We start from the raw sequence: 23,024 nt of genomic DNA on the forward strand, positions 1-23,024 counted from the left end.
GCGCAGCGGTTCTACACCGACCTGCTCGGGTGGCGCGTCCGCGGCCCCGTGGGGGCGGCCGGCGTGGCGCTCGGTTCCGGACGAGCCCCGCTCGAGCTCGTGCTCGTCACCGCGGACGTCGACGCCGGACCCCGCGACGAGGCCAGCGTCGGCCCGGCCCGGATCGGTCTGCGGATCGGCGACGGTCCAGCCGATCTCGTCGCGCTCCGTGGCGCGCTCGAGTCCGCCGGGGTCCCCATCGACGGCGTGACCGACGACGGTCTGATCCACACCCTCCACGTCCGCGACCCCGACGGGACCCAGCTCGCCCTGTACGTCGAGGCGGTCGACCCGGACGTGTGGCGTCGCCGGCACGACCTGCTGCACGTGCCGCCGCGACCGTTCGAGACCTGAGCGCCCCGGTGCCCAGGGACGGTGACGATCAGGACCCGGTGCGGACGCTGGATCCGCTCCGCGTGCCCGCCTACCGGCGCATCTGGTCGGCGGCGGTGGTCAGCCACCTCGGCACGTTCCTGCAGATGACCGCCGCGCCGTGGCTGATGCTCGACCTCACCGGGTCGGCGTTCCTGGTCAGCCTGGTCACCACGGCGTTGCTCCTGCCGCGTCTCGTGCTGACCTTGCCGGCCGGCGCCCTGGCCGACGTCGTGGATCGGCGGACGCTGCTGATCGTCGGCAACCTGATGGGGTCCGCCGCGGTGGCCGCGATGGCGGTGCTCGCCGCGCTCGATCTGCTGACACCCACCCTGCTCCTGGTCCTGACGTTCGCGCTCGGCAGCGGGTCGGCTGTGGCGATGCCCGCGTTCCAGACCCTCGTGCCGGACCTGGTCCCACGTCCGCTGCTGCCCCAGGCGATCACGCTGAACTCGGGCGCGTTCAACGTCGCGCGTGCCGTCGGTCCTGCCATCGGCGGCGCGTTGGTCGCCGCCGGGTTGGTGTCGCTCTCGTTCGGCCTCAACGCGCTGTCGTTCCTGGTCGTCGTCGCCGTCCTGCTGACGCTGCCGCGTGACCAGGTCGAACGCGTCGTCGGCCAGTCGCGCCGCCACCTGCTGCGAGCCACGGCCGTCGGGGTCCGGTACGCGCGGTTCACCCGCGACATCCGGGTGCTGCTGGTGGTCACCGCGGTGTTCACCCTCACCGCCGCGTCGGTCCAGGCCCTGCTGGCTCCGCGTGCGGTCGAACTCGACCTCGGCGGTGTGGGGTACGGGATCCTGTGGGGCTGCATGGGTGTCGGCGCCCTCGTCGGTGTCGGGACGCGGGGGCGTGCGAGCCAGCGGACCGGGTCGCGCATGGTCCCGGCGTCGATCGTCCTCTTCGGCGTCGGCGGCGTGCTGCTCGGGCTGGCCCCGAACCCCCTGCTCGCCGGGGTCGGGATGCTGGTGGCCGGGCTCGCCTGGGTCTGGACGCTCATCACCCTGAACGCCACCGTCCAGCTCCTCGCGCCGACGTGGGTCCGCAGCCGCGTGGTCGCCCTCTACGCGCTGGTCGTCGGCATCCAACCGGTCGGCGCGTTCCTGTCGGGCGCGCTCGCGGAGGTCGTCGGCTCGGGCGTGTCGATCGCCGTGGCGACGGCCATCACGGTCGTGCTCGGCGTCGTGTCGCTCCGGCTCGACATCCCGGTGCTCGGCCGGATCGAGGAGCCACGACCCGCCGGCCTCGAGGTGCTCGACGAACACCTGCGTGTCGAGGTCCGGGGGCCGGTCGTGGTGACCCGGGACTGGCGGATCGATCCGGGGGACACCGACGAGTTCCTGGACACGATGCGCTTGGCGCGTCGCATCCGGCGCCGCACCGGCGCTCGGCGGTGGGACCTGCACCGTGACGCGCTCGACCCCACCCGGTTCACCGAGGTGGTCCGCTACGCCGCCTGGGACGAGCAGGTCGCGCAACGGACCCGGCTCGATGAGGCTGACCTGGCGGTGCTGCGCCGGTTGCGTGCGATGGATGCGGATGGGGGCCCGTGGACGCGGCACCTGACGCCCGTCGAGCTCGACGTCGATCAGGGGCGAGCTCGGTAGCTGTGTCGACGGCCCCCCCCACAGCCGCATGCCCCCGTAGGTGCGACTGTGTGGGGGGGGGCAGCCCCGCGGCGAGCGGCAGCGCGGACCAGCCATACCTCATACGCTATGGCTCCGAGGAGGGTGCGGATGGACGCAGGGACACTGCTGCGCCGCCGACGCCGGGCTCACGGCCTGTCGCAGCGCGAACTGGCGCTGCGCGCCGGCACCCGGCAGGCCACGATCAGCCGCATCGAGAACGGCCACGAGGTCCCGACCGTCCGGCGTCTCGACCAACTGCTGACCGCGCTCGGTGAACGTCTCGAGCTCTCGGCCGTCCCACTCGACCCCGAACGTGCTGTCGACGAGGTGCGTGCTGACCAGGCCAGATCCATGACCGCGCGACTCGAGGACGGCTTCTCGCTGGCGTCCTTCGCCCGCCAGCTCGCCGGTGGTGCCCGCCGATGACCCTCGACCCGGCACGTGTGTTCGCCGCGCTCGACCGGTACGACGTCGACTACGTGACGATCGGAGCGTTCGCCGTCATCGCCCACGGTTACGTGCGTGCCACCGCCGACATCGACCTGATGGCGCGGCAGGACCGTGACAACCTCGAACGACTCGCGGCCGCCTTCGCCGAGCTGCGCGCCCGGCTCCGCGGCGTGGACGCCGAACTGCTCGAGATCGACCCCACCGACCCAGCCACGCTGGCCAACGGTGCCAGCTTCACGCTCGACACGGACGCTGGGCCGGTCGACTACCTCAACGACGTCCCCGGGGCCGGCGACTACGCAGGACTGCGTTCCCGAGCCGTGGAGACCACCGCGGCCGGCGTCACCATCCGGGTCGTCGGTCTGGACGACCTCATCCGCATGAAGCGTGCGTCGGGCCGCCCCCAGGATCTTCGCGACATCGCCAACCTGTCACCCCCCGCCGGGGGTGGGAAGTAGCCGAGCGATCGGACCGTCCTGCGAGCGATCAGCTCGGCCGGACCTCGCTGGCGCGGGGGCCACGGCCGTCGGAGCCGGTGACGAAGGTCACGGCCTGGCCCTCGCGGAGGCTGCGGAACCCGTCGCCCTCGATCGCCGAGTAGCGCACGAAGACGTCCTCGCTGCCGTCGTCGGGGGCGAGGAAGCCGTAACCCTTCTCCTCGCTGTACCACCGCACGACGCCGGACCGCCGCGCGTCGGGCCCGGGCTGGATGGCGATCTCGGACGTCAGGTGCTGGAGCTGCGGGTCCTCGGTCACGTCGCCTCCACGTCGTGGTGCGTGGGCGAGACTAGGTCGTCGTCGGGAGCTCCAACTCGGGTGCACCCGGCCCGCCGGGCGGGACCTCGAGCGCATCGCCCCGACCCGATCGGCGGGCTTCGGCGACGTCGACGGGGCGCAGGACCTGCGGCGGATCACCGTTCAGGTGGAGATCGACGGCGACCCCGCACCACAGCAGCGCGTCCGGTCCCGCCTTCACGCCCTTGCCGCCACGTCCCTTGACCGGGTAGTCCTCGAGCGGGCTGCGCTTGGCCGTCCCGTCGGCTCCGACGGTGAGGACCTCGCCGTCGTCGCTGCCGGCGGCGATGGTCGTGACGCTGACCACGCGGGAACCCGCGGGGACGTCGATGCCCGCCACCCCCGCGGCCGAGCGGCCCATGACCCGGGCCTCGTCCGCGGCGAAGCGCGCGACCTGCCCGCCGTCGTGGGCGACGAGGAGGTGGTCCTCGTCCCGTGCGAGGGCAACGGACGCGATCTGATCACCGTCCTTGAGCCCCGCAGCCTGCAGCGAGCGTTGCCGGGCGTCGGTGAACTCGGACAGCGCGGTGCGCTTGACCTGGCCAGCCGCGGAGACGGTCACGAGCGTGAGCCCGTCGTCCCCGGACAGCGGGACGGCTCCGACGATCGGTGCGTCCGGCCCGCCGCCGAGCAAGCCGCCGACGTGGGTCCCGCGCTGTGCCGGCTTGACCACGGGGACGTCGCCGACGCCGACCCGGTGGCCCTGCCCGGTCGCGTCGACCAGCAGCAGCGTGTCGTCGGTCGTGGCCCGGATCACCGCGACCACCGGATCGTTCGGGTGCTTGTGCGACGGCGTGCTGCGTCGCCGGGCGAGCGGCTTGAGGTAGCCGCCGCGGGTGACGAGGACGGTGACCTCCTGCGCCTCGAACCCGGCCTGCGACCCGCCGGCGAGCAGATCCTCGGTGTCGATGCCGGCGCTGACGATGCGCGTGCGCCGCGGGGTCGCGTGCACCCGCTTGAGTTCCTTGAGTTCGTCGGTCAGCACCCCGTCGAGCACCTCATGGTCGCCGAGGATGGCGCGCAGCCCCGCGATCGTGTCCTGCAGCTCCTGGAACTCGTCCTCGAGGGCGGCGCGTTCGAGCGCGGCGAGCCGGCGCAGCTGCATGTCGAGCACGGCCTGGGCCTGCACGTCGGACATCCCGAAGCGGGTCTGCAGCTCGTCGCGAGCTGCGGACGCGGACGCGCTCGCACGGATCAGCGCGATCACCTCGTCGAGGTGGTCGAGCGCGAGCAGCAGCCCTTCCAAAACGTGGGCGCGTTCCTCGGCGCGGCGCAGGCGGTGGGCGGTGCGTCGGGTCAACACCTCGCGCTGGTGGGCGACGTAGTGCAGCAGCGCGTCGCGCAGACCGAGCGTGCGCGGGGCCGCGTCGACCAGAGCGACGAGGTTGACGTTGAAGTTCGTGCGCAGGTCGGTGAACTTGTGGAGCTTGGCCAGCACCGCCGCCGGGTCCTCCCCGCGCTTGAGCTCGATGACGATCCGCATGCCGTCGCGCGACGACTCGTCCCGCAGGTCGCGGATGGCCTCGAGCTTGCGGCTGGCGACCAGCCCCGCGATGCGTTCGAGCAGCGCCGACTTGTTCACCTGGTAGGGGATCTCGGTGACCACGATCCGCGGCAGGTTGCCGGTGCGCATCTCGGTCGAGGCGACCGCCTCGACGGTGATCGCCCCGCGGCCCGACACGTAGGCATCCTTGATCCCCTGACCGTCCACGATGCGGGCCCCGCCCGGCAGGTCCGGCGCCGGCACGTGCTTCATGAGGTCGTCGACGGTGGCGTCCGGGCGACGGATCAGGTGCAGGACGGCGTCGACGACCTCGCCGAGGTTGTGCGGTGGGATGTTGGTCGCCATCCCGACGGCGATGCCGGACGCGCCGTTGACCAGCAGGTTCGGGAACCGGGCCGGCAGGACCACCGGTTCGGTGGCGTACCCGTCGTAGTTGTCGACCTCGTCGACGGTGTCCTCGTCGATGCCGGCGAGCAGCTCCATCGCCAGCAGGGACAGCCGGGCTTCGGTGTAGCGCATCGCGGCTGGCGGGTCGCCGTCGACCGAACCGAAGTTGCCGTGCCCGTCGACCAGCGGCTCGCGGGTCGAGAAGTCCTGCGCCATCCGCACGAGCGCGTCGTAGATCGAGCTGTCACCGTGCGGGTGGTAGGTCTTCATGACCTCACCGACGGCCGAGGCGCACTTGCGGTAGGGCCGGTCGGGACGCAGGCCCGATTCCCACATCGAGTACAGGATGCGGCGTTGGACGGGCTTGAGCCCGTCACGGACGTCGGGTAGCGCGCGGCCGACGATGACCGACATCGAGTAGTCGAGGAACGCCTGTTCCATCCTCGACTCGAGCGAGACGTCGAGCACCTGGCCGGTGCTGAGCGTCGGGGTGGGGTCCTTGCGCTTGGCCATCAGACGTCCACGTTCTCGGCGAAGTGCGCGTTGCTGACGATCCAGTCGCGACGGGGGTCGGTCTGGTTGCCCATCAGCAGGACGAACAGCTCGTCGGCGCGAGCGGCGTCCTCGATGTTGACGCGCAGCAGGGTGCGACGGCCCGGGTCCATGGTCGTCGCCCAGAGCTGTTCGGCGTCCATCTCCCCGAGCCCCTTGAAGCGCTGGACCTCGACGTTGGTGTTGCGCTTGAACTCGCTGCGCAGCAGGACGTCGCGCTCCTTGTCGCTCATGGCGTAGGCGACCTTGTCGCCCTTGCGCAGCTGGTACAGGGGAGGCTGGGCGAGGTAGAGGTGACCCTTCTCGATCAGGCGCGGACACAGCCGGTAGAAGAAGGTCAGCAGCAGCGTGGTGATGTGGCCGCCGTCGACGTCCGCGTCCGCCATGAGCACGATCTTGTCGTAGCGCAGCCGGTCGTGGTCGTAGGCCTCGCCGACGCCGGTCCCGACGGCTTTCACCAACGCCTGGATCTCGGCGTTCTCGAGCACCTTGCTGAGTTGCGCCTTCTCGACGTTGAGCACCTTGCCGCGCAGGGGCAGGATCGCCTGGGTGTGCCGGTCGCGGGCCTGCTTCGACGAGCCGCCGGCGGAGTCGCCCTCGACGACGTACAGCTCGGTCTCGGAGGGGTCGCGCGAGGTGCAGTCGGCGAGCTTGCCGGGCAGGCCTGCGGACTGGTTGTCGAGCAGGCCCTTGCGCCGGGTCAGGTCCCGCGCGGCCTTGGCGGCCTGGCGCGCCTTGGCAGCGACGGCGGCGCGCTTGACGATCTGGCGGCCCTTGGCCTTGTGCTTGACCAGCCACGCGGCGAGGGCCTCGGAGACGACCTGCTCGACGTAGGCACGTGCCACGGTGGAGCCGAGCCGGCCTTTGGTCTGACCCTCGAACTGGGGGTCGGGCAGCTTGACGGACACGACGGCGACCAGGCCCTCGCGGACGTCGTCCCCGGTCAGGTTCGGGTCCTTCTTGAGCAGCGCGCCCGAGTCGCGCCCGAACTTGTTCAACGTGGTGGTCAGCGCCCGCCGGAAGCCCTCCTCGTGGGTGCCGCCGTCGGCCGTCCGCACGATGTTGACGTAGCTGCGCAGCCGGTCGTCGTGGAACCCGTCCGACCAGGTGAAGGCGACGTCCAACGCGACCTTGCGGCTCTCGTGGTCGCGCGCATCGACGATGGTGATCGGCGCGGTCAGCGGGTCCTTGCCGGCGAGCAACCGTTCGACGAATTCGGCGAGCCCGCGGGTGTAGCGGAAGGTCTCGGAGCGACCGTCGCGCCGGTCGGCGAGGACGATCTCGAGCCCCGGGTTGAGCAGGGCGGTCTCGCGGAGGCGTTCGGCGATCGTGTCGAACCGGAAGTCGGTGGTCTCGAAGATGTCGGGGTCGGGCCAGAAGCGCACCGTGGTACCCGAGCCGCGCTTCTTGCCGGCCTTCGCCAGGGCCTCGACGCGAGGGCCGCGTTCGAAGGCGATGGTGTGGCGGTAGCCGTCGCGGACGACCTCGACCTCGGTGCGGGAGGAGAGGGCGTTGACGACCGAGACGCCGACCCCGTGGAGCCCGCCGGAGACCGCGTAGGCCTGCTGGTCGAACTTCCCGCCGGCGTGCAGGGCGGTCAGCGCCAGCTCGACGGCCGGCACCTTCTCGGTGGGGTGGAGATCGACTGGGATCCCGCGGCCGTCGTCGGTGACCTCGACGCCACCGTCGTCGAGGACGCGGACGGTGATGACCGACGCCTGGCCGGCGAGGTGCTCGTCCACGGCGTTGTCGACGACCTCCCACACCAGGTGGTGCAGGCCGCGTACGTCGGTCGAACCGATGTACATCGCGGGACGCTTGCGGACGCCCTCGAGGCCCTTGAGGACGCTGATCGACGCGGCGCGGTAGTCGCTCACGGTGCGGTCCGGTTCTGGTCGTGCGGCGGCGGGGGCTGGACCCGTGACCGTACGGCACAGCTGCGGACGGTCCGAGCAGGCTCGTAGGCTCCGGCCGACGACGAGGAGGGCCCGATCCGGAGACGCGCGGGTAGGGTCCGTCCGCCCCCGTCGAACGGTCCGAGCGTGCCCGTCGAGCAGACCGCGATCGCAGGTCTGCTCGTGGTTCGGTGGGACACCCACGGGGACGAGCGCGGCTTCTTCCGCCAGACCTACCAGGTCGATGAACTGACCGAGGCGCTCGGTCGCGAACCCGTGCTCCGCCAGGGCAACCACTCCCGGAGCGGCTCCGGCGTCCTGCGCGGCTTCCACGCCGAGCCGTGGGACAAGCTGGTCTACGTGGCCCGGGGGACCGCCTTCTGCGCCGTCGCCGACCCGCGTCCCGACAGTCCGACCTTCGGGGACGTCGTGACCTTCACCCTCGGCGACGCGCCGGGGGAGCGGCTGCGGTTGTTCGTGACCGAGGGGCTCGCCAACGGCTTCTGCACCCTGACCGACACCGACTACCTCTACGACGTCGGTGGGTACTGGTCCCCGGACGTCGACAAGCGGGCGATCGCCTGGGACGACGCCGACCTCGCCGTGGACTGGCCGGTCAGCGATCCGACGATCTCCGTCGAGGACCGCAGCAACCCCACCCTGCGTGACCGTTTCCCGGACCACCCACGGTTCGCGTCGTCGTCCCCCGGCTGGTCGCGCACCGCGTCCGGTCGGTCGGTCGTGCGAGCCACGTGGTCCCGGTCCTAGGGTCATCCCCGGGAGGCGCCATGGAGGACACGACGGTGGTCGGGGAGACCACCGAGCGCTGGTGGCCCGCACTGCGGCGGATCGACGTGGTCGGGGCGGTCCTCCTCGTGGGGTTCGCCGTCTGGGTCGCGTGGGTCGCCCGAGCGACCGACACGGACGGGACCCACGTCGTCTGGCTCCTGGTCGGCCTGGTGGTGGTCGCGGCCGTGGCGAGGTGGGCGACCTTCCTCCACGGGACGGGGGCCCCCGCCCTCATCGCCGTCGCCGTGCTCGCGTACGCCGCCGTCACGGGCGACGGGCCACCACACGAGCTGGGTGGCGCGGGTTCGACGGAGGCCGCCGGCGCGTTGCTGGCGATCGGCACGGGCGCGGCAGCGTTGGTCGTGGTGCGGCTGGGACCGTGGTGGCCACGCGTCATCTTCGCGATCGTCGCCGCCGGTCTCGCCGTCCTGACGTGGGGGGCCGGCTCGACCGGCGCCACCCTCATCGCCATCGGCGCGGTCCTCGCGATGGTCGTGCTGCTCGGGTTCCCGATGCGGGAGCGGCGCTGGGTGGTCGTCTGGCCCGGGCTCGTCGCCGTGCTCGCGCTGCTCGGCACCGTCACCTTCGCGGCGTTGGGGCTCCCGGAGTACCTCCGCGGGCCGGATCCGGAACGGGTCGGGGGGTGGCGAGCAGCGCTCGACATCGTCAGCGGGTCGCCCTGGTACGGCGCCGGTCCTGGCGCGACCGACGCGGTGGTCGGTGGGTCAGGGATCGAGCACGAGCCGTTGCGGATCGCGGCGGAGACGGGGATCATCGGCGCCCTCCTCCTGCTCGCGATCCTGGCGTGGTCGCTCGCGTGGGTCGCCCGCCCGGGCGGCGGGCCGGGGTCGGTGGTCGCCGGGTTCGTGCTGGCGGGCTCCATCGCGCACGCGTGTTTCGCGGCGACCTGGCAGGTCCCGACGGTCCCGCTCGCGCTCGCGGCGCTCGCCGGCACCGCGTCGCTGCGTGGTGGCGAGGCGGCCTGGCGCCTGCGCGCCCTCTGGAACCGCGTCACCGACGCCCCGAACGATGGCGACGGCGAGCCCGCCGGCGACGCCTGACTGTGACCGGTACGGAACGAATCATGCGCTATCGTTCCGCTCGCCGGGTATGGTCGCCCGCGGGACAGGAGTCGAGGTGGGGGCGGAGCGCGGCGTGTCGCCGGCGGTGACCGACGTGCTCGGCACGCGGTTCGACGCAGCGGCCGAGCCCGCCCAGCGCAACCGCGTCGCCAACCTCGAGCTGCTCGGCGAGATCGATGACGCGCTCGCGCAGGCTCGCGCGGGTGGCGGCCCCGCGAAGGTCGAACGTCACCGGGACCGCGACAAGCTGCTCCTCCGCGAACGGCTCGCGCTGCTGCTCGACCGCGACTCGCCCTTCCTCGAGATCCAGCCGCTGATCGGCCACGGGTCCGACTTCCACCCCGGCGGCTCGAGCGTCTCCGGCATCGGGCGGGTCAACGGCGTCGAGTGCTACGTCGGCGGGTCCGACCCGACCGTGAAGGGCGGGGCCTCCAACCCCTTCTCGGTGACCAAGGCGCTCCGCGGGCTGCAGATCGCGCGGGAAAACCGCCTGCCGGTGATCAACCTGACCGAGTCGGCCGGCGCGGACCTGCGCACCCAGAAGGACATCTTCGTCCGCGGAGGGCGCACCTTCCACGACCTGACAGCGCTGTCGAAGGCCGGCATCCCGACCATCTCGGTCGTCTTCGGCTCCTCGACCGCTGGCGGCGCCTACGTGCCCGGCATGAGCGACTACACGGTGCTCATCCGCGAGCGGTCCAAGGTCTTCCTCGGCGGTCCGCCGCTCGTGAAGATGGCCACGGGCGAGGCGGCCGACGAGGAGGAGCTCGGTGGCGCCGAGATGCACGCACGAACGTCGGGGCTCGGCGACTACCTCGCCGACGACGAGGTGGATGCGATCCGCGCGGCGCGCCAGATCGTCGCGCGGCTCGGGCACCGCAAGCTCGGTCCCGGGCCGACCGAGCCCGCCGACCCGCCGGTCCACGACCCCGAGGACCTGCTCGCGATCGCGTCGGTGGACCTGCGTGAACCGTTCGACGCCCGGGAGGTGCTCGCACGGGTCCTCGACGGGTCCCGGTTCGAGGAGTTCAAGGCGTCGTTCGGCACCAACCTCGTCACGGGGTGGGGGTCGCTGCACGGTTTCCCCGTCGCGGTGCTCGCCAACAACGGGGTGCTGTTCAGCCAGGAGGCCGAGAAGGGCGCCCAGTTCATCCAGCTCGCGAACCGGATGTCGGTCCCCATCCTGTTCTGCCAGAACATCACCGGCTTCATGGTCGGGACCCGCTACGAGCAGGGTGGGATCATCCGCCACGGTGCTCGGCTCATCAACGCCGTCACCAACTCCGAGGTGCCGCACCTGACGCTGATGATGGGTGCCTCCTACGGGGCGGGGAACTACGGGATGTGCGGCCGCGCCTACGACCCGCGGCTGCTGTTCTCCTGGCCGAACCACCACATCGCCGTCATGGGGCCCCAGCAGCTGGCGGGGGTGCTGTCGATCGTGGCGAGGTCGGCGGCGGAGAACCGGGGCGAGCCCTACGACGACGCACAGGACGCGGCGATCCGCGAGATGGTCGAGACGCAGATCGAGGCCGAGTCGAACGCGTTGTTCTCCACCGGGCAGGGGTGGGACGACGGGGTCATCGACCCGCGCGACACCCGTGATGTGCTCGGTCTCGCGCTGTCGGCGGTGCACGGCGCCCCCGTCGCCGGGGCCAGCAGCTTCGGGGTGTTCCGATGACCGGTCCGGTCCAAGCCGAGGTTGAGGTTGAGCCGACGCGGCTGCCTCGCAAGGTGCTCATCGCCAACCGGGGCGAGATCGCCGTGCGGGTGGCGCGGACGTGCCGTTCGATGGGCATCGCGACGGTGGCGGTCTTCTCCGACGTGGACGCCGACGCGCTGCACGTCCGGGTCTGCGACGAGGCCATCCGGCTCGGAGGCGCCTCGCCCGCGGAGTCGTACCTGCGCGCCGAGGCGCTGCTCGCAGCGGCCGCCCGGTCGGGTGCCGACGCTGTGCACCCGGGGTACGGGTTCCTGTCGGAGAACGCCAGCTTCGCTCGGGAGGTCGGCGCCGCTGGTCTCACCTGGATCGGTCCGACACCCGACGCGATCGCGGCGATGGGTGACAAGGTCGAGGCCAAGCGCCGGATGGCCGACGCCGGCGTGCCGTTGGTGCCCGGCATCGAGCTGCCCGACGGTGTCGACGTCGCGGCGGCGGGCGAGGACGTCGGTTTCCCGCTGCTGGTGAAGGCCGCTGCCGGCGGTGGCGGCAAGGGCATGCGGCTGGTCGCGGGTCCGGACGAGCTCGAGGACGCGGTGGCCGCGGCCCGCCGGGAAGCCGCCGCCGCGTTCGGTGACGACACGGTCTTCCTCGAACGGTTCGTGCAGCGTCCCCGCCACCTCGAGGTCCAGATCCTCGGGGACGGCCACGGCGCCATCGTCCACGCCTTCGAACGTGAGTGCTCGATCCAGCGTCGACACCAGAAGGTGATCGAGGAGGCGCCGTCCGCGTCCATCGACGACGAGGTCCGTGCCGCCCTCTGCGACGCGGCCGTCGCCGCCGCGCGGGCGATCGGGTACGTCAACGCCGGGACGGTGGAGTTCGTCGCGGACGAGGCCCTGCTCGTCCGCCGGCGCGCCGGAGAGCTCGTCGACCCGAGGGACTGCTTCGCGTTCCTCGAGGTCAACACCCGGTTGCAGGTCGAACACCCGGTGACCGAGCAGGTCGTCCACGTCCGGGACCCCGCCACCGGGGCGCTCCACGCGCTGGATCTGGTCCGTCTGCAGATCCTGGTCGCTGCCGGTGCGCCGCTGCCGTTCACCCAGGACGACCTGGTCCAGGTCGGCCACGCGATCGAGGCGCGGCTGTACGCCGAGGACCCGGCGTCGGGGTACCTGCCGGCCACGGGCACCCTCGACGCGTTCGAACCGGCTGGAGGTCAGGGCATCCGGTGGGACTCGGGCGTCGTCGAGGGCGACGTCGTGTCGGTCCACTACGACCCGATGCTCGCCAAGGTGGTGGGTACGGGGCCGACCCGGCTCGAGGCGGCCGCACGGCTGGCCCGCGCCCTGGATGACACCGTCATCCTCGGTGCGAGGACCAACCGAGACCTACTCGTCGACGCCCTGCGAGACGACGCCTTCCTCGCCGGCGACACGACCACCGCCTACCTCGATGACCGGTACCCGACCGACGACGACCGCCGCTTCCCGCCCGCCCTCGATGCGGTCGACCTCGCTCTGATCGCGGCCACCGTCGTGGGCATCGACAACGGGTCGGTCGCCACCGAACGCGGGCTGCCCTTGGTCGCGCCGGGGTTCACGAACGCGGGCGCCTTCGACCCGCACGTCGGGTTCGTGGTCGACGACACGACCTGGCGGGTGACCTACCGCGCTCGGCGTGACGGGACCTTCCTGCTGCGGTCCGAGGAGGACCCGCGGTTCGACGGCTCACCGGCATCAGGGAGCGAGGGGTCCGCCGTCACCGTCCACCGGCTCGCGGGCGACCACCTCGACGTCGAGGTGGATGGGCGCCGGCACCGTGTCCTGGTGGCCCGTCGCGGGGACGCCATCGCGGTGCACAGCGTCCTCGGCCGCGTGCGGCTCACCGAGCAGCCCCGGTTCCCGGTCGCCGCTGCGGAGCGGGTCGAGGGTGCGACGCTGGCGCCGATGCCGGGGTCGATCGTCTCCCTGCTGGTCGCCGAGGGGGACGCGGTGACCGAGGGCGCCCTGCTGTGCACGCTCGAGGCGATGAAGATGGAACACCGGGTCACGGCGCCGGTCGCCGGGTCCGTCAGCGACGTCAGGATCGCCGTCGGTCAGCAGGTGGATGCCGACGAGGTGCTCGTCGTCGTCGCCCCGTCCGATGCCGGGGCGGCGACTCCTGGCTGATTGGCTGCACCGGCCACGTGCTGCCGGGACGAGGCTGAGGATCACCGCGTGTCGGGGGCTCCCTCGGGGCCTGGTCCGCCCTCCGAGGCCTCCGCGACGTCGATATCGGCTCGTGGGTCGGGTCGGAGATCGTCGATGACGAGGAAGCTCGTGGCGGCTGCGGGATCCGTACGGTAGGCGGTTCGGCCGAGGACGTGGCCCGCGACCGGTGCGGTGATGAACTGCACCACGATCGCGAGACCGAGCTTCACGTACGCGTCCCGGGTCCCGATGGCCACCGCGGCGCCGGCCAGGATGGACGCCAGGCCGAGCCCGGCGGCCTTCGTCGCGGCGTTGGCGCGCGCCAGCACGTCGGGCAGGCGCAGCAGTGCGACCCCCCCGAGGACGACCAGCAGGACCCCGAAGAGGATGAGCGCGTTCGCGATCAGCCCGCTCACTCTCGCTCCTTCCCGATGAGCGCGGCCAGCGCGATCGTGGCCACGAAACCGAGGAGGACCGCGATCAGGACCACGTCCTCGAACTGCTCGGCGCCCGTGCGAGGAGCCATGAGAGCGACCGCGCCGATGACGGTGAACAGGCACAGGTCGGTCGCGACCGCGCGGTCGGCGACGGTCGGACCGAGGACGACCCGGACGATCCCGAGGGCGAAGGCCAGCCCGAGGGCGACGAGGGCGAGGTCGAGGACGGTCATCGCATGGCTCCGAGCAGGGCCGACTCGAGGGCGTGGATCTGCTTGGTGAACGCCGCACGGTCCTGCGCGTACAGGGTGTGGACGTAGAGGTGGTGGTGCTCGGCGTCGGTCTCGAGGGTGAGGGTGCCGGGCGTCATCGAGATCGCGTTGGCGACCACCCACACCTCGGCAGGGGTCCGAGCGGCGGTCGTGACGCGGATGATGCCCTTGGTCGCGGGCAGTCGACCTGGGACGGCGATGTCCGTCGCGAGCCGGAGGTTGGCGAGCACCAGTTCGACCAGGAAGTAGCCCACGGCGTACAGGATGCGTAGGGGCTTGGTCAGCAGACGGGGCACGTCAGGACCTCCGCACGGCGTCGAGGTACGGCTGCGGGTCGGCCAGCGTCTGCGCCGCTGGCTGCACCAGGTCGACCAGCGGTCCGGCCAGGACCCCGAGGGCGAGGACGAGGACGCCGACGAGGAGGGCAGGGGCAGCCAGCGCCAGGGTCCGGCCGTTCCGCACCACGGGCGGAGCGGGGGGATCGCCGCCGCCGGCCCCACCAGCGGGCACGGGGAAGCTGTAGGCGGCGAGGCCCGGCTCGTCGGTCACCTCGGAGGTCCGCTCGCCCCAGAAGACGCCGTTCCAGATCTTCAGCATCGACAGCAACGTTGCGAAGCTGACCGCCACGGCCACCCCGCCGGCGAGGAGCAGATGGCTCTCGAACGCGGCGTCGACCAGGAGGAACTTGCCGACGAACCCGGACGTCGGTGGGATGCCGGCGAGGCTGAGGGCCGGCAGGAGGAAACCGATCGCCAGCGCCGGGCGGGTGCGCAGCATCCCGCCGAGCCGCGCGAGCTGGCCGGTACCGGTGATGGTCTCGATGGCCGCGGCGGTCAGGAACAGCGAGCCCTTCACCGCCAGGTACTGCAGCAGGTAGACCAGGCCGGCGGTGTAGGCGGCGACGGTGCCGATGCCGATCGGCAGGACCAGGTAGCCGACCTGGCTGACCATGTGGAACGAGAGGATGCCGCGGACGTCGCTGCGCCCGACCGCGCCGAGGACACCGATGACCATCGTCACGACCGCGACCACCAGGAGGACCTGGCGGAACGCGTCGACGTCGGCGAACACGGTGCTGTCGAGGCGCAGCAGCACGTACACGCCGGCCTTGGTCAGCAGCGCGGAGAACAGCGCTGTCGTGGCGGGGCCCGCGACGGGGTAGACACGTGGCAGCCAGCTGTGCAGCGGTACCAGGCTGGCCTTCACCGCGACGGCGGTGGCCACGAGCGTCGCTCCGATGGCGGCGTTCGGCACCTCGACCACGACGCGGTGCAGCGAGGCGAGTTCCACGGTGCCGGCTGCCCCGTACAGCAGGGCGATCCCGATCAGGAGCATCGCCGAGGCCAGCAGGTTGACCGTCACGTACACCGTGCTCGCACGGACCTCGCGCGGCCCGCCGCGCAGCGCGACGAGCACGTACGAGGCGATGAGCATCACCTCGAAGGTGACGAACAGGTTGAACAGGTCGCCGGTGACGAAGGAGCCGAGCACACCGGCGAGCAGGACCGCGACGAGCGGGTGGAAGAGCGGGTGGCGGTCCTCGTCCCGTGCTGCGGCGGTCACCAGGCACAGCACGCTGACGATCGAGGCACCGGCGACGAGCAGCGCCGAGACGCCGTCCGCGACGAACACGATGGCCAACCCGCCCGGCCAACCACCCACCCGGGTGGCGTGGACCTCGCCACCCGCGGTGGCCACGACCAGGCCGACCCCGACCGCGACCAGGGCGACGACGCCGGCTACGCCGATCACCCGCTGGAGGTGGGGGCGTCGCCGGAGCAGCAGCAGCAGCGCCGCCACGGCCAGCGGCAGCGCGAAGGGCGCGACGAGGAGGGCGCTCATCGGCCATCCTCCCGGTTACCTGGTGCGTCATCGACCGGTTCAGCGTCCTCGTCCGCGGTCGGGATCCGCAGCTCGAGTGCCGACGCTGACTGGTCGAGCAACGAGCCCTCGAGGTCGGGAGCCTCGACATCGTCGTGCCCGAGGGTGTCGCGGCTGCGGTAGGCGAGCGCGAGCAGGAAGGCGGTCACCCCGAACGAGATGACGATGGCCGTCAACGCGAACGCCTGCGGCAGCGGATCGCCGGGGGTCCCGGGCGCACCGACGAAGGCGAGGTCGCGGCGGGCGACGCCACCAGCGGCCAACAGGGCCGTGGTGGCCGCGTGGCCGAGCAGGACGAAGCCGAGCGTGATCCGCACGATGCCGCGCTGGAGCACGAGGTAGGTACCGGCTGCGGCGAGGATGCCGACGATGAGAGCCGCGGTCACGAGAGCCCCCCACTGCCGGTCCTCGCGGTCTCACGCGTGTCGAGGTCACCGGCGTCGTCGTCACGGCCGGGGAGCGAGTGCGGCCCGACGCTCTGGCCGAGGTGGCGGATGATGGAGGCGACCAGCCCGACCACCACGACGTAGACGCCGATGTCGAACACGAGCGATGCGGCGACGTCGTCGACGAACGGGAGGGGGATCTTCCCGCCGGCCAGGAACGCGCCCGTCAGGCCCAGCCCACCGAGTCCGTACCCGACGGCGATCAGGACGCCGATCCCGACGGTCGGGACCGTCCGGGTCGTGCGCGCGTGCCAGATGTCCGCGTGTCCGTGGCTGAAGTAGCGCAGCACGATGGCCGCGCCGGCGACCAGGCCGCCGATGAAGCCGCCTCCGACCGCGTTGTGGCCGCGCAGCAACAGCCAGAGCGACGCGACGACCATCGCTGGGGCCAGCATGGCGGTCGTGGTGCGCAGGAGCTGGCTGCCGATCATGCCGGCGCCACCGAAGCGGGCGTCACTGAAGTCGGGCTCGATGGCAGCGGTCGGGTCGTCCCGGTGGGGCATCGGTACCGCGTCGCGCGGCACGAACCGCACGAGCGCGAGGATGCCGAGGGCGGCGATGGCGAGGACCACCACCTCGCCGAGGGTGTCTAGGGCCCGGAAGTCGACCAGGATGGTGTTGACGACGTTGGCGCCTCCGGTGAGGTCCTGACCCTCGGCCAGCAGCGAGCCTCCGATGTCCGACAGTTCCCGGCGACCGGTCGCGAGGTAGGTCGCGGTAGCGGCCCCGGTGCCGACGAGCGCCGCGGTCACGATGCCCAGCACCCTCCGGCGCCGGCCGGCGTTCGGGAACCGCCCGGGAAGGCGGCGGAAGACGACCACGACCAGGGCGACGGTCAGGGTCTCGATGAGGATCTGGGTCAGCGCGAGGTCGGGTGCACCGAGCAGCACGAACCACACCGCCACGGTGAACCCTGTCAGACCCAGCGCGGCGATGGCCGCGAGCCGCCCCCTGGCGACCACGGCGGCGATGACGGCCCCGAGCAGCAGCACGATGACCACGCCGTCACCGGCGAGGGAGGGCGCCGGCGCACCGAGGTCGCTGAGGTCGATCGTGGCGGTCGCGGCGCCGACCACGGCGACGGCGGTCAGCAGCACCGGCAGCAGGTAGGTGACGGTGGCGTCCGACGTCGAGGTCCGGCCGACCCGGCTGCCGAGGGCGAGCAGCCCGTCGTAGGCGCGGTCGAACACGTCCGCGCCGCGGGGAAGCGGCCTGCGGGTCAGCAGCCCGGTGACGCGGTCGCGCTGGAGGTACAGGGCGCTGCCGACGAGGACGACGAGGATCGACAGGCCGAGCGGCAGGGTGAGGCCGTGCCAGAGAGCGAGGTGCAGTTCGGGGTCGGTGCCCGTGGCGTCGCGCGCGAGGCCGTTGACGAGCGGGTCGAGGACGGGCACCACCAGACCGAGCGCGAGCCCGGCGACGCCGGTGAGCACAGCGGGGAGCACGAACCCGGCCGGCGCGCGGTGGGCCGGTGTCCGGACCGGCCCCTCGAACGTGCCGAGGTAGTAGCGAGCGCTGTAGGCGAACGTCCCGAAGCTGGCGAGCACCGCCAGGGCGGTGCCGACGGGACCGACCCACGCGGTCTCGGCGTGGAGCAGCGCCGCGAACGCCTCCTCCTTGGCCACGAACCCGACGAGGGGGAGCAGCCCGGCCATCGAGATCGCGGCGAGGCCGCCGGCGAGCGCGACGAGGGGGAGGTGCCGTCGGAGCCCGCCGAGGGCAGCGAGCGACCGGGTCCCCGTCGCGCTGTCGATGATCCCGACGGTCATGAACAGCGTCGCCTTGTACAGCGCGTGCGACAACGTGTAGAGCCCCGCGACGGCGATCGCGAGGGGTGTGCCGACCCCGAGGATGAGCACGATCATCCCGAGCTGGCTCACCGTCGAGAACGCGAGCAGCCCCTTGAGGTCGTCCTGTGTGGTGGCCACGAACGCGGCGTACACCGCCGTGGCACCGCCGAGCACCACCAGCGTCGGGGTCCACATGGGGACCTCGCTGAGGATCCCGGTGGTCCGGAACAGCAGGTAGATGCCCGCCTTCACCATCGTGGCGGCGTGGAGGTAGGTGCTGACCGGGGTCGGCGCCACCATCGCGCCCGGCAGCCAGAAGTGGAACGGCAGCTGGGCTGACTTGGTCGCCACGGCCAGCAGGAGCAGCACGACGATGACCGGCGCCAGCGGCGACGCGACGATCGCGGACGGGTCCGCTGCCAGGGCGGACAGCGAGGTGGTGCCGCCCTCGACGCCGAGCAGGATCGCGCCGGCGAACAGCGCGAGCCCACCGATGGAGGTGATCAGGAGCGCGCGGGTCGCCCCGGCCTTGCCCTCGCCGAGCCCACCGATGAGGAAGAAGCTCGAGATGCTGGTGAGCTCCCAGAACACGAACAGGAGCACGACGTCGTCGGCGAGGACCAGCCCGAGCATCGCTCCGGCGAAGAAGGTGAGGAGGGCCAGGTAGCGGGACGCCTTGCGTCGTTGGTCGCGGCCGAAGTAGCGGGCGGCGTAGGCCAGGACGACCGCACCGATGCCGAGGACGATGAGAGCGAACAGCAGGCCGATCCCGTCCATGCGCAGGGTGAAGGAGATGTCGACCTGCGGGATCCAACGCACCTCGGCGGTCACCGCCTCGCCGCCGAGGACGGTGGGAGTCGACGCGCCGAGCCAGACCGCGATGCCGGCCAGCACGGCGGCGCCCACGTACCCGGCATCGCGACCGAGCCCGCGGACGAGGAGCGGAGTCAGGGCCGCCAGCACGAAGACAGCTGCCACGCTCACCAGGAGCATCACCACGAACCTCTGCGGGGGGCGCGGACCGGCCGCGGGACCGGGAGCCGGGAAGGAGCGGACACGGGGGAGGGACCTCGGGGGAGCGGGTGGCAGCGGGGTTCTGGGCGGGTGGTCCCGCGGAGGCTAGCTGCGCCGACGCCAGCCATCCACCGTGCTCCCGCGGCGCGCCGGGCCCGACGGGGCCGACCGATGTCACCGGGTCGTGACCGTCCGGTCGAGCGGGGTGGGAGCGCCCGCCCGGGCCCACGCGGAGGTACGAACACAGCTGGATGAGGTCGCCGCCGTGGTGACCCTGGAGCGAAGCGGAACGCTGTGAGCGACACACCGAGGGGCGCGGACACGATCGAGGGCGACGACGTCGTCGAGCTGATCCTCGCCGACCACCGGGAGTTCGAGCGGCTGCTCCGCGAGCTCCGGAACCGCGAGGCCGATCGGGCCGGGGTGCGGAGCGACCTCGCCGACCTGCTGGTCGCGCACGCCGAGGCCGAGGAGCGCGAGGTCTACCCGACGCTGAAGCGCAAGGCGCCGGAGGAGGCCGAGGACATCGAGCACGGCACCGAGGAGCACGCCGAGGGCCACGAGGCCCTGCTCGCGCTGCTGCGGGCCGATGCCGACGACGACGAGGCGTTCGAGGAGGCGCTCGAGGAGCTGTCCGAGGCGCTGACCCACCACCTCGACGAGGAGGAGCGTGACGTCCTCAACGCCGCACGTGAGAACGTGTCCGACGAGCAGCGCAGCACGCTCGGGGCCGCCTTCCTGCGGGTCCGTGGCGAGCTGCTCGACGGTTCACCCGGCGACGTCCGCAACGTCGCCCGGCTCGTCGCCGAGGGCGAGCGCGAGGGCCTGCTCGACGACTGACGTTCCGATGTCCTCCCCCGGTTCCTGGCGCCTGAGCGCCAGGAACTGCCTGGCAGGAGGCGTGCGGGGCCGCGGTTCGCGCCGGTTCCTGGCGCCTGAGCGCCAGGAACCGAACATCGAGGTGGTCGTGCCGCGTCAGGCGTCGCTGCTTCCCTGGCCGGACAGGTAGCGGCCCTTGATGGTGTCGACGACCGACGCGTCGGCCAGCGTGGTGACATCGCCGAGTTCCTTGTCCTCGGCGATGTCCTTGAGCAGCCGCCGCATGATCTTGCCGGACCGGGTCTTCGGCAGGTCGGCGGTGAACAGCAGCGACGCGGGCTTGGCGATCGGCGAGATGACCTTCGCCACGTGCTCGCGCAGCTCCTTGGCGAGCTCGTCACTCGGTTCGATCCCGCCGCGCGGCGTCACGAACGCGGCGATCGCCTGCCCGGTCTGGGCGTCGGCGCGGCCGACGACCGCTGCCTCGGCGACCGACGGGTGGCTGACGAGCGCCGACTCCACCTCGGTGGTCGAGATGCGGTGCCCCGAGATGTTCATCACGTCGTCGACGCGGCCGAGCAGCCAGAAGTAGCCGTCGTCGTCGCGCTTGGCGCCGTCGCCGGCGAAGTAGCGGCCCTCGAAACGCGACCAGTAGGTGTCCTTGAACCGCTGTTCGTCGCCCCAGATGCCGCGGAGCATCGACGGCCACGGCTGGTCGAGGGTGAGGTACCCCCCGCCGGGGATCGCGACCGAGTTCCCCTTCTCGTCGACGATGTCCGCCGAGATCCCGGGGATGGGGAAGGTCGCCGACCCCGGCTTGGTCGTGGTCGCGCCCGGGAGCGGGCTGATCATGATCGCGCCGGTCTCGGTCTGCCACCACGTGTCGACGATGGGGCAACGTCCGCCACCGATGACCTCGCGGTACCACATCCAGGCTTCGGGGTTGATCGGCTCGCCGACGGTGCCGAGCAACCGCAGGCTCGACAGATCGTGGCCCTCCGGGTGGTGGTCACCCCACTTCATGAAGGCGCGGATGGCGGTCGGCGCGGTGTAGAGCTGGGTGACGCCGTACGTCTCGACGATCTCCCAGAAGCGGTCCTCTGCGGGGAAGTTCGGCGTGCCCTCGTAGAGCACCGAGGTGGCGCGGTTGGCGAGCGGCCCGTAGACGATGTAGCTGTGGCCCGTGACCCACCCGATGTCCGCGGCGCACCAGTACACGTCGGTGTCCGGCCTGAGGTCGAACACCTCGCGGTGGGTGTAGGCCACCTGGGTCAGGTACCCGCCCGTGGTGTGCATGATCCCCTTGGGCTTGCCGGTCGTGCCCGAGGTGTAGAGCAGGTAGAGCAGGTCCTCGCTGTCCATCGACTCGGGCGGGCACTCGGTCGGCTGGCCAGGCACGAGGTCGTGCCACCACACGTCGCGACCGTCCTGCATCGTGACGTCGTTCTCGGTGCGCTTGACCACGAGGGCCTTGGTGATCGACGGCGTGTCCTGCAGCGCCTCGTCCACGTGCTCCTTGAGCGGGAAGACGCTGCCGCGGCGCCAGGAACCGTCCGCGGTGACCACGACCTTGCAGTCCGAGTCGTTGATGCGGTCGCGGAGGGCCTGCGCGGAGAACCCAGCGAACACCACCGAGTGGACCGCGCCGATGCGCGCGCAGGCGAGCATCGTGACCGGCAGCTCGGGGATCATCGGCAGGTAGACCGCGACCCGGTCGCCCCGCTCGACCCCGAGCTCCTTCAGCGCGTTCGCGGCACGCTGGACGTCCTCGAGCAGCTGCGCGTAGGTGATGGTGCGGGTGTCGCCCGGTTCGCCCTCCCAGTGGTAGGCGACCTGGTCACCGTGGCCGGCGGCGACGTGCCGGTCGACGCAGTTGTGGCTGACGTTGAGCTCGCCGCCGACGAACCACCTGGCGTAGGGCGGTTCCCACTCGAGGATCGTGTCCCAGTCCTCGGACCACTCGAGCTCCGCGGCCTGACGGGCCCAGAACCCCTCGCGGTCCTCGGCGGCCTCGTCGTAGACCTCGGCGTCGGTCGTGCGGGCCTCGGCTTTGAACGCCTCGGGTGGCGGGAAGGTGCGGGCCTCGTCGAGCAGACCCTCGATCGCGTCAGATGCCACGGTGCTCCCTTTCGTCCCGTTGTCGCCGCTCGACGGTGCCGGCGGCGTTGGCTCCCGTCCCGACCGTAGTCAGGACAGACGTCCGATGACCCCGCCGATGAGCCGCCGGCTGACCGGGGACGGGGTGACCGAGGACAGCCCCGAGCTGACCTTGTTGATCGATCCGCTGACGACGACCGCACGACCGCGACGGACCCCGTCGACCCCGGCCTTGGCGACCGGCTCGGCCTCCTGCCACAGGAACCCGGGCAGCCTCGACGCCTCGGATCCAGCGCCGGCTGCCTCGACGAAGTCGCTGCGGGTGAACCCCGGGCAGAGCGCCGTGACGTGGACGCCCGAGCCGCGGACCTCCTCGTGCACCGCCTCGGTGAAGGAGGACACGAACGCTTTCGTCGCGGCGTAGACGGCGAGGTGGGGGACCGGCTGGAACGCGCCGATGGACGACACGTTCAGGATGCCGCCACGGCCGGCGTCGACCATCCGCCCGAGCGCGGCGTAGGTCAGGCGCGTCAGCGCGGTCGCGTTCAGCGCGATCTCGCCGGCGGCGCGGTCCGGTGTCGATTCGAGGAAGGGGCCCGCGGTCCCGAACCCCGCGTTGTTGACGAGCAGGTCGACGGCGTCGTCGCCACCGCGCTGCAGCCGCTCCTCGACCGCGCCGAGCTGGTCGGCGTCGGTGAGGTCCGCCGGGAGCACCTCGATCTGGACACCGTGGGCGCCACCGAGCTGTTCCGCGAGCGCCTCGAGCTTGTCCGTGGATCGAGCCACGACGACGAGGTCGACGCCACGCCGCGCCAGATCGGTGGCGATGGCGGCGCCGATGCCCGTCGAGGCGCCCGTCACGAGCGCTCGGGTGAAGTCCTGCACGGTCGGTGCTCCTCGGTCGGTCGCGGCGACGCTACGCGACC

Annotated in this window: 20 protein-coding genes; 9 read left to right on the plus strand and 11 right to left on the minus strand. The window is 72.0% G+C overall.

What is annotated here, in order from left to right:
• The 4 genes from WEB03_RS03900 to WEB03_RS03915 form a co-directional block, all read left to right on the plus strand.
• The coding region (locus WEB03_RS03900) for a VOC family protein (RefSeq protein ID WP_368069663.1) at positions 1-393 on the plus strand (393 nt) is incomplete at its 5' end.
• A 38-nt stretch (positions 394-431) separates the two neighbouring features.
• Positions 432-2,015 carry an MFS transporter gene (locus tag WEB03_RS03905; protein WP_368069664.1) on the plus strand — a complete coding sequence of 528 codons (1,584 nt, stop codon included), beginning with the start codon at positions 432-434 and terminating at the stop codon, positions 2,013-2,015.
• A gap of 129 nt (positions 2,016-2,144) precedes the next feature.
• Positions 2,145-2,462, plus strand: a complete 318-nt coding sequence (locus tag WEB03_RS03910; RefSeq protein WP_368069665.1) for a helix-turn-helix domain-containing protein — start codon at positions 2,145-2,147, stop codon at positions 2,460-2,462.
• Positions 2,459-2,944: a DUF6036 family nucleotidyltransferase gene (locus WEB03_RS03915; RefSeq protein ID WP_368069666.1), complete on the plus strand. Its 486-nt coding sequence runs from the start codon at positions 2,459-2,461 to the stop codon at positions 2,942-2,944. Before WEB03_RS03910 ends, WEB03_RS03915 begins: the two co-directional genes overlap by 4 nt.
• 28 nt (positions 2,945-2,972) lie before the next feature.
• Here WEB03_RS03915 and WEB03_RS03920 read toward each other — a convergent pair whose 3' ends face one another.
• The 3 genes from WEB03_RS03920 to WEB03_RS03930 are packed head-to-tail and all read right to left on the minus strand — an operon-like array spanning position 2,973 to position 7,601.
• Positions 2,973-3,242 (minus strand): cold-shock protein, encoded by a 270-nt coding sequence (locus WEB03_RS03920; RefSeq protein WP_368069667.1) that lies wholly within the window; start codon positions 3,240-3,242, stop codon positions 2,973-2,975.
• Between the two features lie 31 nt (positions 3,243-3,273).
• Entirely contained in the window at positions 3,274-5,685 is a 2,412-nt protein-coding gene (locus WEB03_RS03925; RefSeq protein WP_368069668.1) for a DNA topoisomerase (ATP-hydrolyzing) subunit A, read from the minus strand.
• Positions 5,685-7,601 carry a type IIA DNA topoisomerase subunit B gene (locus tag WEB03_RS03930; protein WP_368069669.1) on the minus strand — a complete coding sequence of 639 codons (1,917 nt, stop codon included), beginning with the start codon at positions 7,599-7,601 and terminating at the stop codon, positions 5,685-5,687. The genes WEB03_RS03925 and WEB03_RS03930 overlap by 1 nt, the downstream gene beginning before the upstream one ends.
• Before the next feature lie 165 nt (positions 7,602-7,766).
• Here WEB03_RS03930 and WEB03_RS03935 point away from each other — a divergent pair, with 165 nt between their 5' ends.
• The 4 genes from WEB03_RS03935 to WEB03_RS03950 all read left to right on the plus strand — a co-directional run bounded on the left by WEB03_RS03935 (position 7,767) and on the right by WEB03_RS03950 (position 13,321).
• Positions 7,767-8,387: a dTDP-4-dehydrorhamnose 3,5-epimerase family protein gene (locus WEB03_RS03935; RefSeq protein WP_368069670.1), complete on the plus strand. Its 621-nt coding sequence runs from the start codon at positions 7,767-7,769 to the stop codon at positions 8,385-8,387.
• 20 nt (positions 8,388-8,407) lie between these two features.
• Positions 8,408-9,469 carry a hypothetical protein gene (locus WEB03_RS03940; protein ID WP_368069671.1) on the plus strand — a complete coding sequence of 354 codons (1,062 nt, stop codon included), beginning with the start codon at positions 8,408-8,410 and terminating at the stop codon, positions 9,467-9,469.
• A 115-nt stretch (positions 9,470-9,584) separates the two neighbouring features.
• On the plus strand, positions 9,585-11,171 hold the full coding sequence (locus WEB03_RS03945) for an acyl-CoA carboxylase subunit beta (RefSeq protein ID WP_368069687.1): 1,587 nt from the start codon (positions 9,585-9,587) through the stop codon (positions 11,169-11,171).
• Positions 11,168-13,321, plus strand: a complete 2,154-nt coding sequence (locus WEB03_RS03950) for a biotin carboxylase N-terminal domain-containing protein (RefSeq protein WP_368069672.1) — start codon at positions 11,168-11,170, stop codon at positions 13,319-13,321. Before WEB03_RS03945 ends, WEB03_RS03950 begins: the two co-directional genes overlap by 4 nt.
• A gap of 41 nt (positions 13,322-13,362) precedes the next feature.
• Here WEB03_RS03950 and mnhG read toward each other — a convergent pair whose 3' ends face one another.
• The 6 genes from mnhG to mbhE are packed head-to-tail and all read right to left on the minus strand — an operon-like array spanning position 13,363 to position 19,152.
• Positions 13,363-13,758 carry a monovalent cation/H(+) antiporter subunit G gene (gene mnhG / locus WEB03_RS03955; protein ID WP_368069673.1) on the minus strand — a complete coding sequence of 132 codons (396 nt, stop codon included), beginning with the start codon at positions 13,756-13,758 and terminating at the stop codon, positions 13,363-13,365.
• Positions 13,755-14,012, minus strand: a complete 258-nt coding sequence (locus WEB03_RS03960; RefSeq protein WP_368069674.1) for a monovalent cation/H+ antiporter complex subunit F — start codon at positions 14,010-14,012, stop codon at positions 13,755-13,757. The genes mnhG and WEB03_RS03960 overlap by 4 nt, the downstream gene beginning before the upstream one ends.
• Positions 14,009-14,347 (minus strand): Na+/H+ antiporter subunit E, encoded by a 339-nt coding sequence (locus tag WEB03_RS03965; protein WP_368069675.1) that lies wholly within the window; start codon positions 14,345-14,347, stop codon positions 14,009-14,011. Before WEB03_RS03965 ends, WEB03_RS03960 begins: the two co-directional genes overlap by 4 nt.
• Before the next feature lies 1 nt (position 14,348).
• Complete coding sequence (locus WEB03_RS03970) at positions 14,349-15,893, minus strand: complex I subunit 5 family protein (RefSeq protein WP_368069676.1); 1,545 nt, start codon at positions 15,891-15,893, stop codon at positions 14,349-14,351.
• Positions 15,890-16,318 carry a sodium:proton antiporter gene (locus WEB03_RS03975; RefSeq protein WP_368069677.1) on the minus strand — a complete coding sequence of 143 codons (429 nt, stop codon included), beginning with the start codon at positions 16,316-16,318 and terminating at the stop codon, positions 15,890-15,892. The genes WEB03_RS03970 and WEB03_RS03975 overlap by 4 nt, the downstream gene beginning before the upstream one ends.
• A complete protein-coding gene (gene mbhE / locus WEB03_RS03980) occupies positions 16,315-19,152 on the minus strand; it encodes a hydrogen gas-evolving membrane-bound hydrogenase subunit E (RefSeq protein ID WP_368069678.1) in 2,838 nt (945 codons plus the stop codon). Before mbhE ends, WEB03_RS03975 begins: the two co-directional genes overlap by 4 nt.
• 324 nt (positions 19,153-19,476) lie before the next feature.
• Between mbhE and WEB03_RS03985 the strand changes: the two genes are divergently transcribed.
• Complete coding sequence (locus WEB03_RS03985) at positions 19,477-20,022, plus strand: hemerythrin domain-containing protein (protein ID WP_368069679.1); 546 nt, start codon at positions 19,477-19,479, stop codon at positions 20,020-20,022.
• 135 nt (positions 20,023-20,157) lie between these two features.
• Here WEB03_RS03985 and acs read toward each other — a convergent pair whose 3' ends face one another.
• Positions 20,158-22,119, minus strand: coding sequence for an acetate--CoA ligase (acs, locus tag WEB03_RS03990; RefSeq protein WP_368069680.1), 1,962 nt, complete (start codon positions 22,117-22,119; stop codon positions 20,158-20,160).
• A gap of 69 nt (positions 22,120-22,188) precedes the next feature.
• Positions 22,189-22,983: an SDR family NAD(P)-dependent oxidoreductase gene (locus WEB03_RS03995; protein ID WP_368069681.1), complete on the minus strand. Its 795-nt coding sequence runs from the start codon at positions 22,981-22,983 to the stop codon at positions 22,189-22,191.
• Positions 22,984-23,024: the final 41 nt, after the last annotated feature.

It is taken from the genome of Nitriliruptor sp., assembly GCF_040882075.1.
Classification (GTDB): Bacteria; Actinomycetota; Nitriliruptoria; order Nitriliruptorales; family Nitriliruptoraceae; genus Nitriliruptor.

What these genes read in the sequence shown, in the direction of transcription:
- WEB03_RS03925 (WP_368069668.1), bottom strand. Translation starts at nt 5,685, where the DNA reads ATGGCCAAGCGCAAGGACCCCACCCCGACGCTCAGCACCGGCCAGGTG.
- WEB03_RS03915 (WP_368069666.1), top strand. Translation starts at nt 2,459, where the DNA reads ATGACCCTCGACCCGGCACGTGTGTTCGCCGCGCTCGACCGGTACGAC.
- WEB03_RS03950 (WP_368069672.1), top strand. Translation starts at nt 11,168, where the DNA reads ATGACCGGTCCGGTCCAAGCCGAGGTTGAGGTTGAGCCGACGCGGCTG.
- WEB03_RS03910 (WP_368069665.1), top strand. Translation starts at nt 2,145, where the DNA reads ATGGACGCAGGGACACTGCTGCGCCGCCGACGCCGGGCTCACGGCCTG.
- WEB03_RS03940 (WP_368069671.1), top strand. Translation starts at nt 8,408, where the DNA reads ATGGAGGACACGACGGTGGTCGGGGAGACCACCGAGCGCTGGTGGCCC.
- WEB03_RS03970 (WP_368069676.1), bottom strand. Translation starts at nt 15,893, where the DNA reads ATGAGCGCCCTCCTCGTCGCGCCCTTCGCGCTGCCGCTGGCCGTGGCG.
- WEB03_RS03960 (WP_368069674.1), bottom strand. Translation starts at nt 14,012, where the DNA reads ATGACCGTCCTCGACCTCGCCCTCGTCGCCCTCGGGCTGGCCTTCGCC.